Source organism: Microbulbifer sp. ABE4_465 (assembly GCF_056160765.1).
Window position 1 is genome coordinate 120,966 of the sequence record NZ_JBSWXV010000005.1, and the last position, 16,279, is coordinate 137,244.

General features: G+C 56.7%; 13 protein-coding genes. 2 read left to right on the top strand and 11 right to left on the bottom strand.

Annotation, left to right across the window (positions count from 1 at the left end; all coding sequences use genetic code 11):
• Positions 1 to 66: 66 nt before the first annotated feature.
• From lpxD to rpsB, 11 genes are all read right to left on the bottom strand, one after another.
• Entirely contained in the window at positions 67 to 1,113 is a 1,047-nt protein-coding gene (gene lpxD, locus ACXAG1_RS10455; RefSeq protein WP_475092565.1) for a UDP-3-O-(3-hydroxymyristoyl)glucosamine N-acyltransferase, read from the bottom strand.
• 16 nt (positions 1,114 to 1,129) lie between these two features.
• Positions 1,130 to 1,645, bottom strand: coding sequence for an OmpH/Skp family outer membrane protein (locus ACXAG1_RS10460; protein ID WP_043315699.1), 516 nt, complete (start codon positions 1,643 to 1,645; stop codon positions 1,130 to 1,132).
• Positions 1,646 to 1,778: 133 nt separating this feature from the next.
• Positions 1,779 to 4,352, bottom strand: a complete 2,574-nt coding sequence (bamA, locus tag ACXAG1_RS10465) for an outer membrane protein assembly factor BamA (RefSeq protein WP_475092564.1) — start codon at positions 4,350 to 4,352, stop codon at positions 1,779 to 1,781.
• Positions 4,353 to 4,539: 187 nt separating this feature from the next.
• Complete coding sequence (gene rseP / locus ACXAG1_RS10470; RefSeq protein ID WP_475092563.1) at positions 4,540 to 5,898, bottom strand: RIP metalloprotease RseP; 1,359 nt, start codon at positions 5,896 to 5,898, stop codon at positions 4,540 to 4,542.
• Between the two features lie 9 nt (positions 5,899 to 5,907).
• Entirely contained in the window at positions 5,908 to 7,158 is a 1,251-nt protein-coding gene (ispC, locus tag ACXAG1_RS10475; protein WP_475119678.1) for a 1-deoxy-D-xylulose-5-phosphate reductoisomerase, read from the bottom strand.
• 40 nt (positions 7,159 to 7,198) lie between these two features.
• The gene (locus ACXAG1_RS10480; protein WP_475092561.1) at positions 7,199 to 8,044 is read right to left on the bottom strand and encodes a phosphatidate cytidylyltransferase; all 846 of its coding nucleotides are present in this window, start codon (positions 8,042 to 8,044) and stop codon (positions 7,199 to 7,201) included.
• A gap of 74 nt (positions 8,045 to 8,118) precedes the next feature.
• Positions 8,119 to 8,880, bottom strand: a complete 762-nt coding sequence (uppS, locus tag ACXAG1_RS10485; RefSeq protein WP_475092560.1) for a polyprenyl diphosphate synthase — start codon at positions 8,878 to 8,880, stop codon at positions 8,119 to 8,121.
• Positions 8,880 to 9,437 (bottom strand): ribosome recycling factor, encoded by a 558-nt coding sequence (frr, locus tag ACXAG1_RS10490; protein WP_475092559.1) that lies wholly within the window; start codon positions 9,435 to 9,437, stop codon positions 8,880 to 8,882. The genes uppS and frr overlap by 1 nt, the downstream gene beginning before the upstream one ends.
• Positions 9,430 to 10,170 (bottom strand): UMP kinase, encoded by a 741-nt coding sequence (pyrH, locus tag ACXAG1_RS10495; protein ID WP_043315683.1) that lies wholly within the window; start codon positions 10,168 to 10,170, stop codon positions 9,430 to 9,432. The genes frr and pyrH overlap by 8 nt, the downstream gene beginning before the upstream one ends.
• 291 nt (positions 10,171 to 10,461) lie before the next feature.
• The gene (gene tsf, locus ACXAG1_RS10500) at positions 10,462 to 11,325 is read right to left on the bottom strand and encodes a translation elongation factor Ts (protein WP_475092558.1); all 864 of its coding nucleotides are present in this window, start codon (positions 11,323 to 11,325) and stop codon (positions 10,462 to 10,464) included.
• A 132-nt stretch (positions 11,326 to 11,457) separates the two neighbouring features.
• Complete coding sequence (rpsB, locus tag ACXAG1_RS10505) at positions 11,458 to 12,207, bottom strand: 30S ribosomal protein S2 (RefSeq protein WP_475092557.1); 750 nt, start codon at positions 12,205 to 12,207, stop codon at positions 11,458 to 11,460.
• A gap of 486 nt (positions 12,208 to 12,693) precedes the next feature.
• Here rpsB and map point away from each other — a divergent pair, with 486 nt between their 5' ends.
• Both map and ACXAG1_RS10515 read left to right on the top strand, forming a co-directional pair.
• The gene (map, locus tag ACXAG1_RS10510) at positions 12,694 to 13,464 is read left to right on the top strand and encodes a type I methionyl aminopeptidase (protein ID WP_475119679.1); all 771 of its coding nucleotides are present in this window, start codon (positions 12,694 to 12,696) and stop codon (positions 13,462 to 13,464) included.
• Between the two features lie 68 nt (positions 13,465 to 13,532).
• Complete coding sequence (locus ACXAG1_RS10515; RefSeq protein ID WP_475119680.1) at positions 13,533 to 16,268, top strand: [protein-PII] uridylyltransferase; 2,736 nt, start codon at positions 13,533 to 13,535, stop codon at positions 16,266 to 16,268.
• The last annotated feature ends 11 nt before the right edge of the window (positions 16,269 to 16,279 follow it).

The window sequence follows — 16,279 nt, forward strand, 5'->3', positions numbered from 1 at the left end:
CGCCCCGAAACTACGATTAAATCTTGTAACTACAACTGGTGAAGCAGGTATAGCTTAATTCGGCGCTTACTCCTGCTGCTTGAGTGCCACTTCCAGCGCTTTCAGGCGACGCGCCATCAGATCCAGCTGCCCGTAGCGCACGGCATTACGACGCCAGCTACGACTATCCATAAAAGGAACGCCGCTGGAGTAAGAGCCGGCCTCTTCAATGGATTTTGTAACCAGGGTACGCGCAGTGACGTGGCTGCGATCTGCAATGGTGACATGGCCAACGATCCCGGCCCCACCTGCAATGGTGCAATGCTTGCCGATAACCGCACTACCGGCCACCGCAGAGCAGGCAGCCATGGCTGAGTAGTCACCAATCTGCACATTGTGCGCGATTTGCACCATGTTGTCGATCTTCACCCCGCGGCCGATTACTGTGTTACCGAGGGCACCGCGGTCAATACAGGTACAGGAACCTATCTCGACTTCATCGGCAATTTCCACACCGCCTAATTGATGGATTTTGGTCCACTGCCCCTGAGCCGGCGCAAAACCGAAACCGTCCGCACCAATAACCGTATTACTGTGCACGGTGCAATCAGCGCCGATAGAGCAGCCGTGATAAACCACCACATTGGGAAACAATCGCGTGCGAGCGCCAATTTCACTACCCTCACCGACCACGCTGCCAGGGCCAATAACGGCACCCTGACCGATTCTCGCATGCGCTTCCACCACGACGCCCGGGCCAATACTGGCATCCGCAGCTACCTCTGCGCTGTCATGAATTATGGCTGAGGGATCAATTCCTGCCGCCGGGGTAGGCGTACGATCATAAATCGCAGTGGCCCGGGCAAACGCCAGGTAGGGGTTGGGCACAATCAATGTAGTGCCCGGACAGGACTCCACATCGTCGGCAGAAACCAGTACTGCACAGGCATTGGTGGTGGCGAGAAAACGGCGGTAGTTGGCACTGGCGAGAAAGCTGACTTCACTTTTCGCCGCATCCTGTAATGTATTGAGGCCAGTCGGCACCTGATCGCCGCTGGCCCCAGCCGCCAGGCGCAATTCCGCGCCCAGTTCGTCAGCCAACTGCGCCAGCGTTGGCTGAGCGTTTTTCATCATTGCTTTACTGTCGAAGTTACTTGGCAGCGTTGAGGCGCTTAACCAGCTCTTCGGTCAGATTGGCAGTTTTGCCAGCGTAAACCGCAGCACTGGCATCCAGTACCAGATCCAACTTCTGCTCCTTGATCACTTCCTCCAGAGCCGCTTTGGCTTTCGGCAGCAGGTCTTTCTGCAGATCCTGCACTGCCTGACCTTCCATCGCACGCAGCTTTTTCACCGTGGTTTCGAAGTCAGAACGCTTGAAGTTGATCTTGCGCTGCTGCTCGGCTTTCTTCTCTTCAGACCAGGTTACGCCATTCTTTTGCGCGTCTTCAGCCATTTTCTGAACTTCTGCACGAATACTTTCGGCGCTGTTTTGCAGCTGGGAGTACTCGGAGCTGGTCTTCAGGGCATTGATCTTGGAGGTCGCCTTCTCAGTGCTCATGATCGCAGCCTGGATATTCACCACGGCTACCTTTGACTGTGCGCTCGCGGTTCCCGCAAAAAGCAGGCCAGCCAGCAGAATCGCACTCACTTTTACAAATTTGAACACTTTTTATTCTCCGTATTTCTGTAAATTTGCGGCCACTTCCACAGTGGCCCTTTTCAATGAGAAGTCATCTGGAAGGCCACCGCTTACCGCTCAGGAGTGAACCCTAAACAGTTGCGGCGGCAATTTCCAGTGGTCAGAAGCTATTACCCAATGAGAACTGGAATACTTCGATCTCGTCGTCTTCGTTTTCTTGCAGAGCTTTGGACAAGCTGAAGGTGAGCGGACCAAAGCCGGTAATCCAGGTCAGACCGATACCTGCAGACACATTGATATGGTCAACGTCGATATCGTAACAGTTGAGCTGAGAAACACCGCAGTTGGTACTGAATACATTACCCGCGTCGATAAAGAACGCGGACTGCATGGAGCGCTGATCCTTCACGAACGGAATCGGGAAAATGATTTCGGCACTGCCCTCCACAAGAATGTTGCCGCCGAAAGGGTCTGGACGGCGATTGCTCACCGGAGTCGTTTCCAGCTCACCGGTTGCGTCGTCCAGCACATAACAGAATTCGGTTACATCACCCTCTGCATCAACCGCACAAGGTGCTGTTCGGTAATTCACGGCAGGTGTTGAACGCGGCCCGAGTGTGTTGCGCTCAAAGCCGCGCACAGAACCAAAACCACCACCGTAGAAATTTTCAAAGAACGGCAGCTCATCGGTTTCGCCGTAGCCTTCGGCGTAGCCCAATCGCGTACGCAGACGCAGCGTCAGGTCTTTGGTAAGCGGGCGGAAATACTGTCCGGTATAAATAAACTTGTAATACTCGAGGTCTCCGCCAGGAAGCGCTATTTCTATGGAAGCGCGCTGGGACGCACCGCGGGTTGCGAGAATACCCCGATTCAGTGTTGAGCGTGCGTAGGACGTCGTCAGGGACCAGGAATCAAACTCATCGCCATACAGATCAACGAAGCCATCCGGGTTAGTGTTCAGAAGACCGGTATCCACCGGCATACTCAGATCCAGCGCAATGCCGTCTTCGACGGCCATCTCGAGCTCTTCGAGAATATCCGCCTCATCATCGGAATTGATCTCACCGTTTACCCCATTGATCGGCACAGGGCTGTCTTTGATTTCCTGCACGGAACTGCTGTGGGTGCTCAACTCCAGGTGATTGAAGCCGATATTCAGGCCGATACGAGAAATCTCAGAAATCGGGTAACCGAAGCTCAAACCCGCACCATAAGTGGTGGTGTTATAGCTGGACAGGTTGATCTCAGAGTAATCGCGTTCCTGATAGAACACGTTGAAACCACGACTGACACCGTCTGGCGTGAAATACGGGTCGGTATAGGAGAAGTTAAGTACCGTCTGATAGGTCGAGGTGTTTACCGCAAAACCAACAGATTTACCGGTACCCAGCCAGTTGTTTTCCTGCACATTAGCGCCGAGCACCAGGCCGCTGCCCTGCGCGTAACCCACAGTACCGCCGATGGTACCGGAAGGCTGCTCTTCTACTGTGTATTCGACATCGATCTGGTCGGACGTGCCCGGTACCTCGGTGGTTTCCACCTGCACTTCCTTAAAATACCCCAGGCGCTCAAGACGAACCTTGGACTGCTCGATACGGGCAGAAGAGGCGGAAGCGGATTCCATCTGGCGCATCTCACGGCGCAACACGTCGTCAGACGTACGAGTATTGCCACGGAAGTTGATACGACGTACATAGGCGCGCTTACCCGGATCAATAAAGAAGGTGACCTTTACGGTTTTATCATCTTCATTGGCTTCCGGAATTCCATTCACCTCGGCAAAGGTATAACCCTCATTACCCAGGCGTTTGGTAATGTAGTCGGAAGTAGTGGTCATCAGTACCTGAGAGAAGGTCTGCCCTTTACGCACCAGCAGCAGGCGGCGAATTTCTTCCTCGGACACCACCGGATCGCCGGCAAGCTCAACTTCGGAAACAGAATAGACATCACCTTCAGTGATATTCACCGTGATGAATACACTTTGTTTATCCGGGCTCAAAGATACCTGAGTGGAATCAATTTTGAATTCCAGGTAACCGCGGTCAAGATAGTAGGACTCTAGGCGCTCCAGGTCGCCGGTGAGCTTTTCACGGTTGTATTTGTCGTCGCTATTGAGCCAGGACAACCAGCCAGTGGTCTGCAGCTCAAAGATCTCACCTAGCTCGTCATCGGAAAACGCCTGGTTGCCGACGATATTGATATGTTTGATGGCAGCAACAGAGCCTTCATCCACCACCACCTTCAGCTCCACCTGGTTGCGTGGCAGCTCTTTCACTTCGGTGGTAACACTGGCGCCATAGCGGCCCTGCGCCACATACTGACGCTGCAGCTCCTGCGCCAGACCTTCGAGGGTCGCGCGCTTGAAGATTTGACCTTCGGCCAGACCGTTGTCGTTCATGCCCTTGAGCAGGTCTTCGGTCTTGATGGCTTTGTTGCCGGTGATCTCAATTTTGGAAATGGCCGGGCGCTCGCGCACGGTGATGACGAGCACACCGCTCTCGCGTCCAATCTGAATATCCTGAAAGTAACCGGTACGAAACAGCGCACGAGTAGCGCTCTGGATTTCGACACTCTCAATCTGGTCACCGACCCGAACAGGCAAAGCGGCAAAAACAGTACCGGCGGAAACACGTTGCAACCCCTCAACGCGAATATCGTTGACTACAAACGACTGGGCGTAAGCAGCAATGGGCAGTGCAAGGCCGAGACTCGCCGCCTTCAGGAAATCTTTCATCTACTAATTCCGAGTGTTTATTCGCAATTCCATAAGGGCAAAATTGCCCGATACATCAGAGGCCGCGCCTCTCGCATGATCCGATTGCATCATCAGATCAACTGGCGCCCGTCCCTCCTACTTTCGCCCTAAATGGGAAGCCCCACCAAGAACACAGAATAGGACAGAGGTCACCGGCAAAAATTCATTAGAGACGCAGAATATCGTTATACAACGCCAGCGCCATGATCCCCAAAACCATCGCCATCCCCACCTGCAAGCCGATCATCTGCACCTTTTCCGACACCGGGGAGCCTTTGATCGCTTCAATACCGTAGTAGAGGAGATGGCCGCCGTCGAGCACGGGAATCGGCAAGAGATTCAACACTCCCAGACTAATACTCAGGAGTGCCAGCAAAGACAGGAATGACTGCCAACCTGCGTCTGCCGAAGTGCCGGCAACTTTAGCAATGGTGATAGGGCCACTCAAGTTACGGGTTGAGATCTCGCCAAACAGCAGTTTTTTCAAACTGTTCAGGGTAAATACCGTCTTGCTCCAGGTCTCTTCCAACCCCTTATTGAACGCGCCCAGCACGCCATAGTGATAGCGCCGCACCTTGTCCTCTGGCCAGGATGCAGCCACCGGCAACACGCCGATACGGCCAATTTTTTCACCGCTATCGAGGCTCACCAGCTCCGGCGTTATGGTAACCACCTGCTCACTATCGTCGCGCAGCACGGTAACCTGCACACTCTGCTCCGGATGGGCCTTGATATAACTGGTCCACTGATCCCAATCACTGTAATCGCGCCCATCGGTAGCGATGATTTCATCGCCCTCTTGCAGGCCACCTTTCTCTGCGGGGCTTCCGCCCACTACCTGCGCCAGGCGCATACTGATGCTGGGAATCCACAGTTTGACGCCGATCTCGTCCAGCGGGTCCGGCACTTCCTGCCCTGCCAGCCATCGATCGATGTCCGCATACATGTGATATTCGAGGGTGGAATCGGGGTAGCGCACGGAAAACTTAATATGCCCCGTGTCGCCGAGACGATTCGCCAGGCGCCAGTTGAGCGCCTGCCAGGTGGGTGTGGGGTGGTCATCGATGGCAATGATTTCCTGGCCGGATTCCAGGCCTGCGTACGCTGCGATACTGCGGGGCTCGACCTGATCCACTATGGGTACAGGGCCGGAAGTCCCCCCCATAAAAACGCCCCAGAAAAGCGCTATGGCCAGCAAGAAGTTGAACACGGGACCTGCGGCGGCGATCGCCATCCGCTGCCAGACATTTTTGCGGTTGAAAGTCCGATCGAGATCCTCCGGCGCTACGGTACCTTCACGCTCGTCGAGGAACTTGACGTAACCGCCCAGTGGAATCGCCGACACGGTAAATTCAGTGCCATGGCGATCGTAACGGGAAAACAGGCGTTTGCCGAAGCCTACGGAGAAACGCAGCACTTTGACACCACACCAGCGCGCCACAATGAAGTGGCCAAACTCGTGGAAGCTTACCAGTACGCCAAGGGCAACGAGCGCCCAGGCAGCAGTCTGTAGAAAATCTAACATGGGGTCAGTTTACATTGATCTCGTTTGCGGCCGCTGCCCGTTGGTATTATCACCGTCGACGCTGTGGACGCCGCACAGCTCGCTCAGCACCTCATGAGCTCGCGCACGCGCTTCCCGATCAGCCAGTTCGACTGTACCCAGATCCGTCAGTTCAACCATTTTGGTAGAATTCATGACCTTTTCGATCAAGTCAGCGATTCCGGTGAACGGGAGCGTCCCTTCGAGAAACGCCTCCACCGCCACCTCATTCGCCGCGTTGAGCACGGTTGGCGCGCTGCCACCCTGCTCCATTGCTTCCCGCGCCAGACGGAGGCAGGGGAATCGCGCCTCATCCGGCGCCTCAAAGTCCAGGCGTCCGGCAGAAATCAGATCCAGCGCACCTACACCACTGTCAATACGCTGGGGAAACGCCAGGGCATGTGCAATGGGTGTACGCATATCGGGTTCCCCCATCTGCGCCAACAGGGAACCATCCCGATATTGCACCATGGAGTGCACGATGCTTTGCGGGTGTACCACCACCTGAATATCGGCAGGTTCCGCGTGAAAAAGGTAGCAGGCCTCAATGAATTCCAGCCCCTTGTTCATCATGGTGGCGGAATCCACCGAAATTTTGCGTCCCATGGACCAGTTGGGGTGGTTACAGGCCTCATCTGGCGTAACCCGGTGCAAACTCTCAGGGTCTGCGGTGCGGAAAGGCCCGCCCGAGCCTGTCAGCAAAATACGCTCCACACCGGCATCTGCCAGGCTATCGCACGGATACGGCAGACACTGAAAAATCGCGTTGTGCTCGCTATCGATCGGCAACAGTGAGGCGTCACTTTCCGCCAGAGCCGACATAAACAGCGGCCCGGCCATCACCAGCGACTCTTTATTCGCCAGCAGCACCTTTTTCCCTGCCTGCACGGCCGCCAGTGTCGGCTGCAATCCGGCCCCGCCTACAATCGCAGCCATAACTATGGCCACCTGTGGGTCAGATGCCACCTGGCATAAACCTTCCACACCACTCAGCACTTGCGTGGAGAGCCCTTCTTCAGCGAACTCGCCACGAAGTCGCAGCGCTTTCCCCTCGTCCAATACTACGGCATAGCGTGGATTAAACCGGCGGCACTGCTGTGCCAGCTCGGCCACGCGGTCGCGCGCAGTCAGGGCAAAAACAGAATAATCCTGAGGGTGACGGGCAAGCACATCCAGCGTACTCACCCCGATGGAACCGGTGGACCCGAGCACACAGACAGGTTGTGGGGTCGTGGTTTGCATGAATTCGAAATACCTCTGCGCCCAAATCAACTATCGAAGATTACAGATATTTGGGCAGTTCGCTGGCAAGCGCCGCCATGGTAAACACGGGCAGCGCTGCAGTAAGACTATCCAGGCGATCCAGAATACCGCCGTGTCCCGGCAGGATTCGGCTGCTGTCCTTGATCCCCCGATGGCGCTTGAACATACTTTCCACAAGATCACCAATCACGGATGCCAGTGCGGTCACCAGCACGCCGATAGTGAAAAGCACCGTATTTTTGGTGGGCAGATCAAACGCCACGGACACGCCCAGCGCCAGAACCAGACAGGCTGCGAGACCGCCGAAAAAGCCCTCCCAGGATTTTCCGGGGCTCACTTCCCGCGCCAGCTTGTGTTTGCCGAACTTGCGCCCCACAAAGTAGGCACCCACGTCGGCAGCCACGACCACCGCAACCACAAACAGCACCAGCCAGGCACCGTGATCCTGCCCCTGCAGAATAACGACGGACAACCACGCTGGAACCAGAACCACCAGACCGATCAACCCGCGCGCCCACCGATTCCCCCACAACATGGCACTGGCGGGGTACCCCTGCACCCATAGAAAGGCCAGCGCCCACCAACCGCAGGCAACCGCCAGTATCTGACGTGCGCGATCGGTATCGGGGGTTGAGAAATCAAAACTGAAAACATAGTGGGCCGTGGCGATCAATGCACAACCCAGTGCGGCGAGAAAAACAAAGCGCAGGGCACGGTTCAGATTGGAGAGGTTGGCCCATTCCCAGCCACCCAGCAGAATGACCCCGGCGATCACAATGGAGAACCATTGCAGGGGCACAAAAAACAGCAACCCCAGGAAAAGAGCAACCAACACCAGCGCGGTAATTATTCTTTGTTTTAGCACCGTTAAACCCTTAAAAACCTTTAACTATTATCAATCGGTAATCCGTGCTCGTCAGCCTGGCAGATCCGGTTCTGTCAGGCTTGAGCCCCCAGGCCATCCTCGCCGCGCCCACCGTAACGACGGTCCCGCAGTCGAAATGCCTCCAGCGCAAGATCCAGCGCTGGCACGTCGAAATCCGGCCACAGCGTATCGGTGAAATAGAACTCGCTGTACGCCGCCTGCCAAAGCACGAAATTACTGATTCGCTGCTCCCCACTGGAGCGAATCAGCAGATCCACCGGCGGCAGGTCCGCCAGCTGGATGTGCGCGCCCAAAGATTCCTCGTCGATGGAATCGGCAGAGCGTTGACCGCTAGCGACCTCTTCAGCCAGCGTACGCGCGGCCTGGGCGATATCCCACTGGCCACCGTAATCGGCAGCGATCACCAGAGTGCCATTTTGGCCATCGCAGGTGATGGATTCCGCTTCCACAATCGCCCGCTGCACCCTCGGTGAAAAGCGGTCGCGCCGCCCAATCACACGCAATTGCACACCTTGCTCCTGCATACGCCGGGCCTCCCGGCGCAGATAGGAGTGGAACAGGGTCATCAGCAGCTCTACCTCCTTGGGCGGACGCTGCCAGTTCTCACTGGAAAATGCGAACAGGGTAAGCACCTCGATCTGGCGCTCTTTACACGCTTCGATCAGATCGCGGATCCGCTCAACGCCCGCCTTGTGCCCGGCGGACGGTGACAGCCCGCGACGCGCAGCCCAGCGGCCATTCCCATCCATGATGATGGCAACATGTCGCGGTCCCGCCTGCTTGAGTGCTGTCACACCAGTACCGCCAGAAGACATCAGATTTCCATCAGGTCTTTTTCTTTTGCCGCCAGTGCCTTTTCCACCTCGGCAATATATTTATCGGTCAGTTTCTGGATCTCGTCCGCTGCACGACGCTCGTCGTCCTCGGAGATTTCCTTATCCTTAACCAGCGCCTTCACTTCGGCCAGGGCATCGCGACGATTGTTGCGGATGGAGACCCGCGCGCTTTCCGCTTCGCCTTTGGCCTGCTTGATAAAGTTCTTACGGGTTTCCTCGGTCAGCATCGGCATCGGGATACGGATTACCGCACCGGCGGTGCTGGGGTTGAGGCCCAGATCGGACTTCATAATGGCCTTTTCGATTTCCGGCACCAGGTTCTTTTCCCAGGGAGTAACAGACAAGGTACGCGCATCTTCTACGGTCACGTTGGCCACCTGAGACAGCGGCGTGTCGGAGCCGTAATAGGACACCTGGATACCGTCCAGAATGCTCGGATGGGCGCGGCCGGTACGAATTTTATTGAAGTTGGTACCCAGCGCATCGATGGCTTTACCCATGCGCGTTTCGGCCTGTTTCTTGATATCGTTAATCACGATTCACTTCCTCTTCGATCAGTGTGCCCTCTTCACCACCCACAACAATATTGAGCAGTGCGCCGGTCTTATCCATGCGGAACACCCGCACAGGCATATTGTGTTCGCGGCAGAGGCAGATTGCGGTTAGATCCATTACCCCGAGTTTCTTGTCCAGAACCTCGTCGTAAGTAAGTTGGTCGTAGCGGGTGGCGTCGGGCACCAGTTTCGGGTCCGCCGAGTAGACGCCGTCCACCTTGGTGGCTTTGAGCACCATTTCCGCCTCAATCTCGATACCGCGCAGACAGGCAGCGGAATCGGTGGTAAAGAAGGGGTTACCTGTGCCGGCGGCAAAAATCAGCACTTCGCCACGCTCCAGGTAACGGATGGCGGCGCGGCGGTCGTAGTGGTCCACGATACCGCTCATCTGAATGGCCGACATAACGCGGGAAGATATATTGGAGCGCTCCAGGGCATCGCGCAGAGCCAGGGCGTTCATCACGGTGGCCAGCATGCCCATGTGGTCGCCGGTTACCCGGTCGAGGCCTGCAGCGTTCAACGCGGCACCGCGGAACAAATTGCCGCCACCGACCACCAGACCAACCTGGACACCAATACCCACCAGCTGGCCGATCTCAAGGGCCATTTTGTCGAGCACTTTGGGGCTGATACCAAACCCCTGTTCGCCCATCAGCTCTTCTCCGCTGAGCTTTAACAGGATTCGCTTGTACTTGCGGTCTTTAATACCTGGCATCCCTTGTTCCTCAACTGTTACGGGCTAAATTCTCTGTTGAGACGCAACCGCAGTTCCGGGTCGCGCCCGCCGAACATTACAACAAATTCGGCGCTTTACCTATGGCTATACCGATCTGGCCTGGTTCAAAGTGCGGGATAGCCTCACCCGCCACCAATTTCGCTCAAATATCGAGCAGAAACCCTTAGTGGTCCAGATACAACAGCGGGGCGCCCCGGACGTATTCAAATGAACACACCGGGTGCACCCCGCTGGCGCCAGCGACCGCTTGGTCGCCGGCTGATTCAGACATCAAGAGCTGGCTTTAACCTGAGCGGCCACTTCCGCTGCAAAGTCAACGTCTTCTTTCTCGATACCTTCACCCACCTCAAAACGCACGAAGCTAGCAACGTCGCCACCGGCATCTTTCACCAGTTTGCCGATGCTCACGTCCGGGTTCTTAACGAAAGGCTGTTCCACCAGGCTGTTTTCCTTCAGGAACTTCTTGATGCGGCCGCCCATCATCTTCTCGACGATTTCGGCAGGCTTGCCTTCCATATCCGGCTGCGCCTTGATGATGTCTTTTTCCTTCTCCAGCACGTCAGCCGGCATATCTTCCGGCTTAACCACCTGCGGGTTGACCGCAGTTACGTGCATGGCCACGTCGCGCGCGGTTTCAACATCACCGCCACTCAGGGCAACGATGGCAGCGATACGGCTGTTGGAGTGCACATAGGCACCCACTACCGGCGCTTCAACCAGCTGAATGCGACGAACACCGATGTTCTCACCGATTTTCTGTACCAGCGCTTCGCGCGCTTCTTCCAGCTCACCTTCCATCAGTGCAGCAACATCTTCCTGACGATCGGCAAATGCCTTGTCGACAACCTTGCCAACGAAAGCTTTGAAGCCTTCATCGCGGGCAACGAAGTCGGTTTCGGAGTTCACCTCAACCAGAACACCGTAGCTGCCGTCTTCGGCAACTTTGGCAGCAACAACGCCGTCAGCAGCGGTACGGCCAGCTTTCTTGGCCGCTTTCAGGCCGGAAGCCTTGCGCAGGTCTTCAATCGCTTTCTCGATGTCGCCATCTGCCTCGTTCAGTGCTTTTTTACACTCCATCATCGGCAGACCGGTGCGCTCGCGCAGTTCTTTTACCATTGACGCGGTAATCGCCATGATTCAATCCTCGGGTTCAGATTCAAATTCTTTGTTGGATTTGAAAAAAAGGGGCCGGATAAGTGGCCCCTTTTCCCTGCAGCGTAACCCAAAAATGTTACACCGCCAGTAGCCTGCGGCTAGTACTCCGAATTAGGAGTCCGCAGCTTGCTGATCGTCCTGCGCTTCAACGTACTCATTCTGAGCAGCAGCGCCACCAGCTTCGGCAGTGCCAGCCAGTACAGCGTCGGCTACCGCAGTGGTGTACAGCTTGATGGCACGAATCGCGTCATCGTTACCAGGGATGATGTAGTCAACGCCTTCCGGGCTGCTGTTGGTATCAACGATACCGATCACAGGGATACCCAGCTTGTTGGCTTCCTGGATAGCGATACGCTCGTGCTCCACGTCGATCACGAACAGTACGTCCGGCAGACCACCCATGTCTTTGATACCACCGATGGAGCGCTCAAGCTTCTCCATGGTGCGGGTACGCATCAGGGCTTCTTTTTTGGTCAGCTTTTCGAAGGTACCGTCTTGAGACTGGGCTTCGAGATCGCGGTAACGCTTGATGGAAGCACGAATGGTTTTGTAGTTGGTGAGCATACCACCCAGCCAGCGGTTGCTGACGTAGGGCTGACCCGCACGTTCGGCCTGCTCTTTGATGGACTTCTGCGCAGCGCGCTTGGTACCAACAAACAGGATCTTCTTCTTCTGCGCTGCCATGCCTTTGATGACTTGCAGAGCTTCGTTGAAGGCCGGAACAGTGTGCTCCAGGTTGATGATGTGAATCTTGTTGCGAGCACCAAAGATGTATTCACCCATCTTCGGGTTCCAGTAGCGAGTCTGGTGACCAAAGTGGACACCAGCCTGCAGCATATCGCGCATGCTGACTTGCGGCATAATAAACCTCAATAACAATAATACGGAGGCAGCCGACCGTAACTTAAAGGCCGAATGCTTCCCGGGTTTGATCCTCCATATACCCCATTCACCAATCCTCGGGTTTCACCATCAGATGGGGAACCACAAAGACACCCAGGAGAATGTGCCGGTATATGTGCGGCGTTTGTTAAGTGCGGTGAAATTCACCACCCTTTGTTTAGTTTCACCTCGGGCACTGCCCAAAGCGGCGCGCTTTATACCATATTCCTCAGGGCGCTGGAAGTGTGAACAGCGCCACGAAAGCGGATTCTGCAGAATCGCTCTGGGTCGGACACGAATGCTGACATTCCGGTCACCTAATGCCCTGCCCCTGTAATTCCGCTACAATATCGCGCCGTTTCCGGGCCCAGTCTGACCTCGGGGCCCTGACTGCACCAAAATTGCGTTAAAAGTGTGCAAAACACGCGCACTTCTGCCAAAAGCCACGAATACCCGGGAAGATTCATGACCAACGCTGTAAAAAGTCCAGAACAGATCGCCAAAATGCGCACCGCCGGCCGCTTGGCCGCCGAAGTGCTGGAGATGATTGGCGAACATGTGGTTCCCGGTGTCACCACGGAAGAACTGGACCGCCGCTGTCATGACTATATCGTCAATGTTCAGGAGGCCATCCCCGCCTGCCTGGGCTATCGCGGCTTTCCCAAATCCATCTGCACCTCCGTTAACGAAGTGATCTGCCACGGCATCCCCTCCGAGTCCAAGGTGCTGAAGAAAGGCGACATCATCAATATCGACGTCACCGTCATCAAGGACGGCTGGTACGGCGATACGTCCAAAATGTACTTCGTCGGCAAACCCGCCGCCCATGCGGAACGCCTGGTCAAGATCACCCAGGAATGCCTGTACAAGGCGATCGAGATCGTGCGCCCCGGCACCACCCTTGGCGATATCGGCCACGTGATCCAGCAGCACGCAGAAAAAAATTACTACTCCGTGGTCAAAGACTTCTGCGGCCACGGCATCGGTGACGTCTTCCACGAAGACCCGCAGATCCTCCACTATGGCAAGCCGGGCACCGGCCAGGTACTGGAGGAAGGCATGACCTTCACCATCGAACCGATGATCAACGCCGGTAAGCCCGGCAGCCGAGTGCTGCGTGACGGCTGGACTGCGGTCACTGTCGATCGCCGCCTGTCCGCGCAGTGGGAGCACACTATGGCGGTCACCAGCGACGGGGTTGAGATTCTCACCGCGCGCAAGGAAGAGTCGTTCTGACCCCGACCAAAAACAAGACACATTTCAGCGCTCGCGCTGGCCGACAGGGTAAACCGGGTTCCGCATCTATGAATTCCACGCAGCTTGCGCAGTTACCGCATTTCGAAAAGCCCCTGTTTTTCTTCGACCAGTCCCGGTTCCGGAGAGATCTGGCGGAGGGTGCCCGCCCCACTCTGGAAATTTTCAAGGATGCGGTAGGCGCGGCAGATACCCATATGGCACGCCGTTTCCGCGAGGGCGAAGATGTTCGCACGCTGGTCTACGAGCGCGCCCTGTTTGTGGACTGCCTGCTGCACTACGCCTGGCACCAGTTCCAGTGGCCGAGCACCATCAGCCTGCTGGCCGTCGGGGGCTACGGCCGCGGCGAACTGCATCCCAATTCCGATATAGACCTGCTCATTCTCTCCACCGAAAAGCCGGACGAGACCGTCGTCGACAATATCGAGCGCCTGGTCGCCTTCCTGTGGGATCTGAAACTGGATATTGGCCACGCCGTGCGCACCGTGGACCAGTGTGTGGAAATGGCGGCGGAAGACATCACGGTTGCTACCAACCTGATGGAATGCCGCACCGTGGTCGGCAACCCGGCCCTCTGTGAAACCCTCACCGAGCGCATGACACCCGACAATCTATGGCCCGCAGACCAGTTCTTCAGCGCAAAGTACGAAGAGCAGGAAGCCCGCCACAGCAAGCAGCAGGGTGCCGAGTACAATCTTGAACCCAATATTAAAAACGCCCCCGGCGGCCTGCGGGATATCCAGACCATCAACTGGGTGGCCAAGCGCTATTTTCATGTGCGCACACTGAAACAATTGCAGGGCAAGGGTTTCTTCACCGAGGAAGAGTTCGCCATCCTGCAGTCAGGCGAGGACTTCCTGTGGCGGGTGCGCTACGGCCTGCACCTGCTGGCTGGCCGCCCTGAAGAACGGCTGCTGTTCGACTACCAGCGGGAACTGGCGCGAGACTTCGGCTACAAGGACAACGACACCCACCTGGCGGTGGAGCAGTTCATGCACACCTATTACCGCATCGTGATGGCGCTGCGGGAATTAAACGATGTGATGCTGCAGTTCCTGGATGAAGTGATCCTGCAGCGCGGCAAGCATCTGCCGGTCACCCCCATCAACGAGCGCTTCCAACTGCGCGGCAATACCATCGAGGCAGCGGTAACACGCACCTTTATCGAGTACCCGCCCGCCCTGCTGGAAATCTTTGTGCTGATGGCAAACAACCCGGAAATCCACGGGGTGCGCGCCTCCACCATTCGCCTGATGCGCGAACACCGCCATCTGATCGACGATCAGTTCCGCGCGGACCCGGCAAATGCGCGCCTGTTTATGCAGCTGCTGCGCAGCCCGCGTGGCCTGTCCACGCAGCTGACCCGAATGACCCGCTACGGCATCCTCGGCCGCTACCTGCCGGAGTTTGGTCGCGTCACCGGGCAGATGCAGCACGACCTATTCCATATTTACACCGTGGATGCCCACACCCTGCAGGTAGTGCGCAATATGCGCGGCTTCCGCAGCGACGAGGCCTGGGAGAAGTTCCCGCTGGCCGCAGAAATCCTGTCGCGCATGCGCAAGCCCGAGCTGCTGTATATCGCTGGCCTCTATCACGATATTGCCAAGGGCCGCGGCGGTGACCACTCCAAACTTGGCGTGATCGATGCAGATGCGTTCTGTCGTCGCCACGGGCTCTCAGCTCGCGACCGCCGCCTGGTGTGCTGGCTGGTAGAAAAGCACCTGCTGATGAGCGCCGTCTCCCAGAAACAGGACATTACCGATCCGGAAGTGGTCCACGCCTTTGCCGCCGAAGTGGGCGACCGTGAACACCTGGACTACCTCTACGCACTGACGGTGGCAGACATTAACGCCACCAACCCGGACCTGTGGAACAGCTGGCGTGCCAGCCTGATGCGCCAGCTGTATCAGTACACCCAGCGCGCCCTGCGGCGCGGCCTTGAAAACCCCATCGACCGCGACGAAATCTACGTGGAAACCCAGGCACAGGCGCGCAATATGCTGCGCGCCATGGGAGTCCCCAGCAATGCGGTGGAAGATATCTGGTCGGAAATGGGTGAAGACTATTTCGTACGCGAAAGTACCGACAGCATCACCTGGCACACCGCCGCCATCTATCAGCTGCAGAAAGACCCGGCGCGGGACGAAGACAGCGACTCTGTGGTATTAACCCGCAACTCGGGCCCCGGAGAACACGACGGCGCTACGGAAGTATTTGTATACACCCCGGACAGACCCAACGTGTTTGCCGCGGTGGTTACCGGCCTCGACATGCTCAACCTGAACATTCACGACGCGCGGCTGTACAGCTCCGCCGGTGGCTACACACTGGATACTTTTTACGTACTGGACGAGAGTGGCCAGCCACTGCTGGACGAACCCCACCGCCTGGAGCAGATCCGCAATACCCTCCACAAAGAACTGAAACTGGTGGAGGATTATTCAAAAGTGATCAAGCGCCGCACCCCGCGCCGCCTGAAAATGTTCCATCTGCCGAGCCAGGCCCATATCTCCACTGAGCCCGGCGACACCTACAGCACCCTGGAAATCACCAGCGCGGACCGCCCTGGCCTGCTTGCGCGCATCGCACGGATTTTTATTACCCACGATCTGCGACTGCACAACGCAAAGATTTCCACGCTTGGGGAACGGGTCGAGGATATTTTCCATATTACCGCCGGCGACGATCAGCCGCTGACCGACGACAGCCTGATCGAACTGTTGGAACAGGCGATCTGCCAGGAACTGGACGCGCACCAGGCCACCTTGCCGCCGCAGCCGTGAACCGTCGTGAG

Bases quoted from the DNA above. Each gene is read 5' to 3' on its own strand.
- lpxD (WP_475092565.1), bottom strand. From the start codon at position 1,113: ATGATGAAAAACGCTCAGCCAACGCTGGCGCAGTTGGCTGACGAACTG.
- bamA (WP_475092564.1), bottom strand. From the start codon at position 4,352: ATGAAAGATTTCCTGAAGGCGGCGAGTCTCGGCCTTGCACTGCCCATT.
- map (WP_475119679.1), top strand. From the start codon at position 12,694: ATGACCAACGCTGTAAAAAGTCCAGAACAGATCGCCAAAATGCGCACC.
- tsf (WP_475092558.1), bottom strand. From the start codon at position 11,325: ATGGCGATTACCGCGTCAATGGTAAAAGAACTGCGCGAGCGCACCGGT.
- rseP (WP_475092563.1), bottom strand. From the start codon at position 5,898: ATGTTAGATTTTCTACAGACTGCTGCCTGGGCGCTCGTTGCCCTTGGC.
- ACXAG1_RS10515 (WP_475119680.1), top strand. From the start codon at position 13,533: ATGAATTCCACGCAGCTTGCGCAGTTACCGCATTTCGAAAAGCCCCTG.
- pyrH (WP_043315683.1), bottom strand. From the start codon at position 10,170: ATGCCAGGTATTAAAGACCGCAAGTACAAGCGAATCCTGTTAAAGCTC.
- ispC (WP_475119678.1), bottom strand. From the start codon at position 7,158: ATGCAAACCACGACCCCACAACCTGTCTGTGTGCTCGGGTCCACCGGT.
- uppS (WP_475092560.1), bottom strand. From the start codon at position 8,880: ATGTCTTCTGGCGGTACTGGTGTGACAGCACTCAAGCAGGCGGGACCG.
- rpsB (WP_475092557.1), bottom strand. From the start codon at position 12,207: ATGCCGCAAGTCAGCATGCGCGATATGCTGCAGGCTGGTGTCCACTTT.